This window comes from Kitasatospora sp. NPDC056783 (assembly GCF_042789895.1).
Lineage (GTDB): Bacteria > Actinomycetota > Actinomycetes > Streptomycetales > Streptomycetaceae > Kitasatospora.
The window spans coordinates 1-6,318 of record NZ_JBHUAF010000457.1 but is presented as its reverse complement, the minus strand read 5'-3'; the positions used below and the strand labels follow the sequence as shown (position 1 = coordinate 6,318).

General features: G+C 71.2%; 6 protein-coding genes and 1 pseudogene. 3 read left to right on the top strand and 4 right to left on the bottom strand.

All coding sequences use genetic code 11. From position 1 onward, the window contains the following. A partial coding sequence (locus ACFRMQ_RS36700; protein ID WP_380735176.1) for a hypothetical protein occupies window positions 1-854 on the bottom strand: 854 nt, incomplete at its 3' end. Between the two features lie 36 nt (window positions 855-890). After that, a complete protein-coding gene (locus ACFRMQ_RS36695; RefSeq protein WP_380735174.1) occupies window positions 891-1,724 on the bottom strand; it encodes an aspartyl/asparaginyl beta-hydroxylase domain-containing protein in 834 nt (277 codons plus the stop codon). Window positions 1,725-2,095: 371 nt separating this feature from the next. Between ACFRMQ_RS36695 and ACFRMQ_RS36690 the strand changes: the two genes are divergently transcribed. From ACFRMQ_RS36690 to ACFRMQ_RS36680, 3 genes are read left to right on the top strand one after another with little or no spacing between them, the layout of a single operon-like run. Next, entirely contained in the window at window positions 2,096-3,502 is a 1,407-nt protein-coding gene (locus tag ACFRMQ_RS36690; protein ID WP_380735173.1) for a hypothetical protein, read from the top strand. A 23-nt stretch (window positions 3,503-3,525) separates the two neighbouring features. Next, the gene (locus ACFRMQ_RS36685) at window positions 3,526-4,125 is read left to right on the top strand and encodes a GNAT family N-acetyltransferase (RefSeq protein WP_380735171.1); all 600 of its coding nucleotides are present in this window, start codon (window positions 3,526-3,528) and stop codon (window positions 4,123-4,125) included. A 4-nt stretch (window positions 4,126-4,129) separates the two neighbouring features. Continuing rightward, window positions 4,130-4,492, top strand: a complete 363-nt coding sequence (locus ACFRMQ_RS36680; protein WP_380735170.1) for a hypothetical protein — start codon at window positions 4,130-4,132, stop codon at window positions 4,490-4,492. A 25-nt stretch (window positions 4,493-4,517) separates the two neighbouring features. Here the strand turns inward: ACFRMQ_RS36680 and ACFRMQ_RS36675 are convergent, their stop codons facing one another. Both ACFRMQ_RS36675 and ACFRMQ_RS36670 read right to left on the bottom strand, forming a co-directional pair. Beyond that, on the bottom strand, window positions 4,518-5,480 hold the full coding sequence (locus tag ACFRMQ_RS36675; RefSeq protein ID WP_380735169.1) for a hypothetical protein: 963 nt from the start codon (window positions 5,478-5,480) through the stop codon (window positions 4,518-4,520). A 754-nt stretch (window positions 5,481-6,234) separates the two neighbouring features. Continuing rightward, window positions 6,235-6,318: pseudogene (locus ACFRMQ_RS36670) on the bottom strand (transposase); the annotation flags it as partial.

The following is a 6,318-nucleotide window of genomic DNA, read 5'->3' as shown; positions in this document are numbered from 1 at the left end:
GTGCGGTAGGCGGCGACGGCGTCGTGCAGGCCGTCGAGCGCCTGCGGGCAGGCCCGCTCGGCCAGGGCGAGCACCCGCTCGATCGCCTTGGTGACGTCGGCCGCCTCCGGGATGGCCGGGCCGCTGATCGCGGCGTCCAGGTCGCCCAGGCAGGCGCGGCCGATCGGGGTGACGGCGATCTCCTCGCGCAGCTGGTACCAGCCCCAGAACCGCGAGGCGGGGGCCAGGGCGGTCTTGATCAGGTCCTTCGTGGCCGTGTGCAGCCGGTGCCACTCGGAGTACGCCACGAACCGCTGGCCGCGCTTGATCCGCTTGTGCAGGAGAACGGCCAGCACCAGGTGTTCGATCAGCAACTCGGCGCAGGAGCGCGGCCGGGCGAGGAAGGCGGCGGCGAAGCTCTCGGCCGCCGCGACGTCCGGCGCGGCGACCGGTCCGGGCCGACGGTCGAGGAGGACGGCGGTGCTGACCGTCTCCTGCAGCCGCGGAATCCGGGAGGCCGGTGCGACGTAGAGGTCGATCTGGTGGAGCTTCCCCTCGTCCGGGACGAGGAAGACCATCCCGACGCCGCCGAGGTCGGCGACGATCGTGTCGCGCCAGCCGGGCAGCAGGGCGCCGGCCTCGACCGGCATCAGGGTGTCCAGGGCCTCGACGAACGACGGGAACCGGGCGTCGTGGACGCCGGCGACGAAGTCGACGTCGGACAGACGGTCGGCGGTGCCGTGGGCCAGCGACCCGCGGACCATCAGGTGGGTCACCGCCGGGGAGGTGGCCAGGACGTCGGCGAGCTTCGACAGCAGCGGCAGCTGCGCGGGCCGGTTGGCCTGGGTGATCGCCGCCAGTTGCAAGGTGGGCATGCGCTTCTTCCTTCCGGGCTTAGGTGCGGGCTGGGATCAGGTGGGGATGGCCAGCAGGCGGCGCTTGGCGGTTTCCCAGCGCGTCGCGGCCTCCATGTCGCCGAGGGAGGTGTGCAGTTCGGCGATCAGGTCGTAGACCGCGCCCTCCGGCAGGGCGTAGGTGTAGAAGAGCCGCAGCAGCATCCGCTCGGCCGCCTCCGTGTAGCCGAGGGTGGCCATGTTGCGGGCACTCTCCAGCCGTGCGGCCAGGACCGTCTGGTCGGCGGCGGGCAGCGGCTCCGCGACCACCGGGCTGAGCGCGGGGCGACGGGCCAGGTGCCGATAGGCGTCGTCGGCGTACACGTCGGCGATCAGGTGGATCCGGTCCGGGCCGAGCAGGTTGCACACCCCGTGGGCGTACGTCGGCGTCAGCCGCCAGATCCGCCCGCCCGTCATGTGCACCTTGGTGCCGCCGGTGACCAGGAAGGCGGACCTGTTGGTGTGCAGCGGGACGTGCAGCCGGTGCCGCTCGACCTGGTCGAGGTCGTCATAGTCGCGGTGCTCCCAGAGGAAGGCGTTGCCCTCCAGCCGGGCGAGCCGCACCCACATGAAGTCCAGGCCGAGGTCGGCCAGGAATGCGGCGGTGGCCGGCATCCGGCCCAGCAGGTCGGTCGGCCGGGCCGCGCAGTCTCCGATCGTCACGTCGGCGGCGTCACCGGAGGCGTTCATCAGCGAGGTGGTCCACCAGCCGCCGGACTGGTAGGCGCCGTACTCCGCCTTCCAGGGGGCCTGAGCGGTCAGGGCTTCGTGGCGCATCCGCTCCAGGTGGGCGGAGTCCACGGCGTCCAGCTGGGCGATCTGCCCGGCCAGAGCGGTCAGGGTGTTGTCCATCGGTTCCCTCCCGTTGCCGGCTCGCGGCATGGCGAACCGGAATGCACGTGGTGCTGGATGGGGTCGATCGAGCGCGGATCCCAGCGCCCTTGATCTCACGCTTCGCAGTCGGCGATGCACGGACAGCGAGGTGGCGTTCAGGATGGCGGCGCCAGGTGCGGCATCGATACGACGCGGCTGCCGTCACCGTCCCGCCGTCCCGAAAGGCGAACCATGTCGGTACGCGTCATGACTGCCGTCACGGCCGCCGTCATCTGGGCCGAGACGACCTCGAACGGGTTTCCTGTCGAGCGACCATGGCTATCGTCAGAACAGACGAACGGGGACGGAGATGATCCGCGGTGGCTGAAACTCCCACGCTCCTAAGGGTTTTGACGCTTCAGCGACACTGGCAGGTCTACGAGACCTTTCGTCTCCGGTTCGAGGCGACGGCGAACTCGGCCGCCGAGCAGGAGCGCGACCCCCGGCTCCGGGGCCTGTCGGTCTCCAAGCGGCAGTTCGAGCGCTGGTACGGCGGTGCGGTGAAGACCCGCCCCTACCCGGACCAGTGCCGGGTGCTGGAGGCCATGTTCGGCGTCGGCGTGGACCAACTCCTCGTGCCCGCACCGGCCGGCCCCGTATCCGCGCCCGCTACCACCGCCTCGTTCGCCGTCCCGCCACCACGGTCGGTCCCTGTCCTCCTCCCACCCGAGCAGGCAGCGGCACTGCCTGTCGGTGGCCCGTTCAGCAGCGAGCCCCGCTTCGACGCGGGCACCACGGAATTGGAAAGGCAGGTCACGATGGCGGCTCGTCGCGCACTTCGATTCACCGCGATGGCGGAGGGCAGCAGCATCGGCTCGGAGACCCTGGGCCAGATCAACGACGAGGTACGGCGGCTGACCGTCGCCTACCCGAAGCTGGCACTGCCGACCCTGCTCGGCGACCTGGTCGAGGTCCAGGACCTCACCTTCCAGTTGCTGGAGCACGGACGGGTCAAGCCGTCGCAGGCCCGGGAGCTGTACCTGCTCGCCGGGATCACCTCCGGCATGCTCGCCAAGGCCAGCCACGACCTGGGCAACCCGAGCGCCGCCATGATGCAGGCCCGCACCGCCTTCGTCTGCGCCGACAACGCCGACCACCACGCCATGCGCGCCTGGGTCCGCTCGCTCCAGTCGCTGATCTCCTACTGGGCCGGCCGCCCCGGCGAGGCCGCCGACTACGCCGCCCTCGGACAGGGCGCCATCGGCGACGTCCGCGGCACCACCAGCGTCTGGCTGGCCTGCCTCTCCGCCCGCGCCCACTCCCTCCTCGGCGACGGCGAGGCCACCCGCACCGCCATCCAGCAGGCCGAGGAGGCCCGCGCCACCGTCGAACCCGACGACCTCGACGCCTTCGGCGGCATCATGACCTTCCCGCTGCCCCGCCAGCTCTACTACGCCGCAGAGGCCACCGTTCAACTCGGCGAAGACGCGGCCCTCGGCGAGAGCCAGTCCGAAGCCGCCGTCTCCGCCTACCGCGACGCCACCGAGGACGAGTGGGCCTTCGGCGACCAGGCCGGCGCCCAGACCGACCTCGCCCTCGCCCGCATCGCCCGCGGCGAGATCGAGGGCGCCGCCGAAGCCGTCCGCCCCGTGCTCGACCTCCCCGTCGAACAACGGAACTTCGGCATCGTCAGCAGCGCCCAACGCGTCCACGCCGCCCTGCGAGGCGACGGCCGCCGCAACGGCGGTGCGGCGACCGGTCTGCGCCAGGAGATCGAGGCCTTCACCGCCACCCCCACCTCGGCCCTCGTCCGGTGACCCCGCGGATAGGCTCCGCAGCCATGACCCCACTCCGCCTGACCGGCCCCAACCTGGCACTGCGCGAAGTCGAACCCGAGGACACCGACGACCTCTTGGCCATCTACGGCGATCCCGAGGCCACCCGGCACCTCAGCTTCGAACCCCGCACCCGCGAGCAGGTCGAAGCGATCACCACCCGCTCCATCGACTCCGCGCACGCCACCCCGCGTACTGAGTACTGCCTGGCCGTGACCCGACGCGGTGAGCACCAGCTGATCGGCTACGCGCGCCTGGCCACCGAGCCGCAGCAGGCCGCCACCATCGGCTTCGCCCTTCATCCGGCCGCGTGGGGCAAGGGCCACGGCACCGAGACCGTTCACCTACTGTGCGCCCTTGGCTTCAACCTCCTCGGCCTGCACCGCATCTGGGCCGCCCGCTCACCGCTCAACGAGGCCTCCGCGCGAACGCTTCTCCGCGCCGGCATGACCGAGGACGGTCGCATCCGCGACCACGTCTTCGTCCACGGGGCGTGGCGCGACTCGATCACCTACTCGATCCTGGAGCACGAGTGGGCACCGATCGACGGGTTGGAAGCGGACGGGGCCGCTGAATCCGATGGCGAGCACAGCCCGGGAAGGTGATCCCATGCTGCCCGAGCCGCACATCGTGATCCCCGGCATCGCCGGGTTCGCCCGCGGCGACGTGCCCGACCCGCCGGCGACCGACGACGGCAACGCCTGGGTCGACGGCTTCTGCTGGCTGTACTGCGGCCAGCAGTGGACCCGTGTCCTGTGGATCGGCCCCGCTCACGTCGCCGGCGCCCAGGCGCCCATGTACGCCTGCGGACCCTGCATCCGCGAGCTCCAGGAACGGGTCTGGCGCTCGATCCTGCTCAACGACGAACCGTCCTGTCCGGCACAGCCCGCCCCGCAGGGCCGAGAACCCCGGCCGGCGGCCAGGCGCCCGGGCCGCCATCGTCGTTCGAGCTGGTCGCTGATCCCCCGGTAGTCCTGCTGTCGGGCGGACGTGTCGGTCAGCCGGTCGGGACCAGGCTGCCGGTGCTCAGCCCGGTTGGCCGCGCGGCGCGCAGGGCCGCCCTGGCGCGGGCCGCTCCACCACGGGCTACCGCTTCGCCTCCCCCGACAGCGGACATGCGCTCTCCGAGGCCCGCGCACGCCCGGCAGATCCCCGGCTGGGGCACCGGGTCGTGGCACTTGGCGCACTCGGCGTACCGGGCCGCTGCGGGCCGTACGACGGGCTGGACGGGCGGCATCTTGCGCTCCAGGCGGTAGCGGAGCACCGCGATGGCAGAGTGCATCGGGGCAGGAAGGCCCGGCAGCAGGGCCTGGGCGAGGTCGGCCTGGGTCGCGCCGCGCTCCAGCCACTGCGCGACCAGGGGTGCGAGTTCCTCGGCTTCGGCCTGGCCGAGCCGCAGGTGCGGCTCGGGGCGGATCACCCGGAACAGCGTGGCGACCGCCTCGCGGACCTGCTCGTCCGGCACCGCCACGGGCTGTTCGCCGGTCTTCTCCTCGGAGTCTCCCTCCCGCCCTCCCGCCGTCGCCTGCGGCTCGTCGGCGAGGACCGGCTCGACGGTCTGCTCGGCGGGGAGGGAGGGTTCTTTCACCAGCTCCTTTGGAAGGGCGTCAGGACCGCCGGTGGTCGCTTCACCGGAGACCGGATGGGTGGCACTCGGCAGCACCGTGAGCTGCGGGGTGTCGTAGACGTGGGTCTCAGTGATGATCGTGCCGTCGGGCATCCGGATCTTCTCGACCCGGTAGAAGCCGGCCTCGGCCAACTCCTTCAGGGCCTTGCGGATCGCGCCGCGTCCCTGGGGGCTGGTGTCGGCCATGTGCCGGCCGTCCTCTCGCCAGCCGTCGGGGCGGGAGAGGAGGTCCGCGAGCAGGCCGCGGGCGGTGTAGGACAGCCGTCGGTACTGCAGGACGGCATTGGGCAGCACGGTGAAGTTGCGCACGTGGGCGCTACGATGGACACGCATCGGGAGTTGCATCTCCTGGTGCCGGACCCCGGAGCGTTGGCGCGCTGCCGGGGTCGCCTATTTTCGGTTGGACTACGGAACGTAGCACACGTAGGGCTGGAAGATCGAAGGATCCCGAGCGATCACGATCACACTCTGCGGCCAGTGCCAGCAGGGAAGTTGACGTCTCGAAACTCCCCCCTCCGGGAGGGGAGGGCCGCCACCGGTCGGCTGCGGCCCCTTTGCCGGTCAGCTCAGGTTCCACACCGTGCCGGCGAGCAGCCCGTCGAAGCCGAGTCCCCGGTACATCTGCTCGAACGACTCCCACTCCCGTTCGTCTCCACCGGAGCCGCGAGCGACGGTGACGTCGACGGCGCCGAGGTCGTGCTCGCGCCATTCGTGGGTTCGTCGGCGAGCGCGGAGCCCCGTTCCGTCGCTCGACCTTCGGCCGCAAGTGGCGCAAGGTCCGCAAGAAGCTGGATCTCGACCACCTCCGCTTCTACGACCCCCGCCACACCGGCAACGTCCTCGCCGCCAGCACCGGCGCCAGACTCCGGGACCTCATGGCCTTCATAGGCCACAACTCCCCCGTGCCGCACTGATTTACCAGCACTCCACCGAGGAGCAGCAAACCAAGATCTCCAACGGCATCAGCGCCGCCGTCGTCGACATCCGCACCCGCCGACGATCCGCATAGAAGCTGCGAAGATGCCAAGCGGCCCCTCCCCCACTTCGATTGGGTAGGGGCCGCCGCCACCTGCAAGCTAGTGCCGCATCAGGCAACGTTCGCCCTGGTGACGACCTCGCGTAGTCGTTCGTCGGCGGCGTGCTTGTTTCGCCAGATGATGTAGCGGCGGAT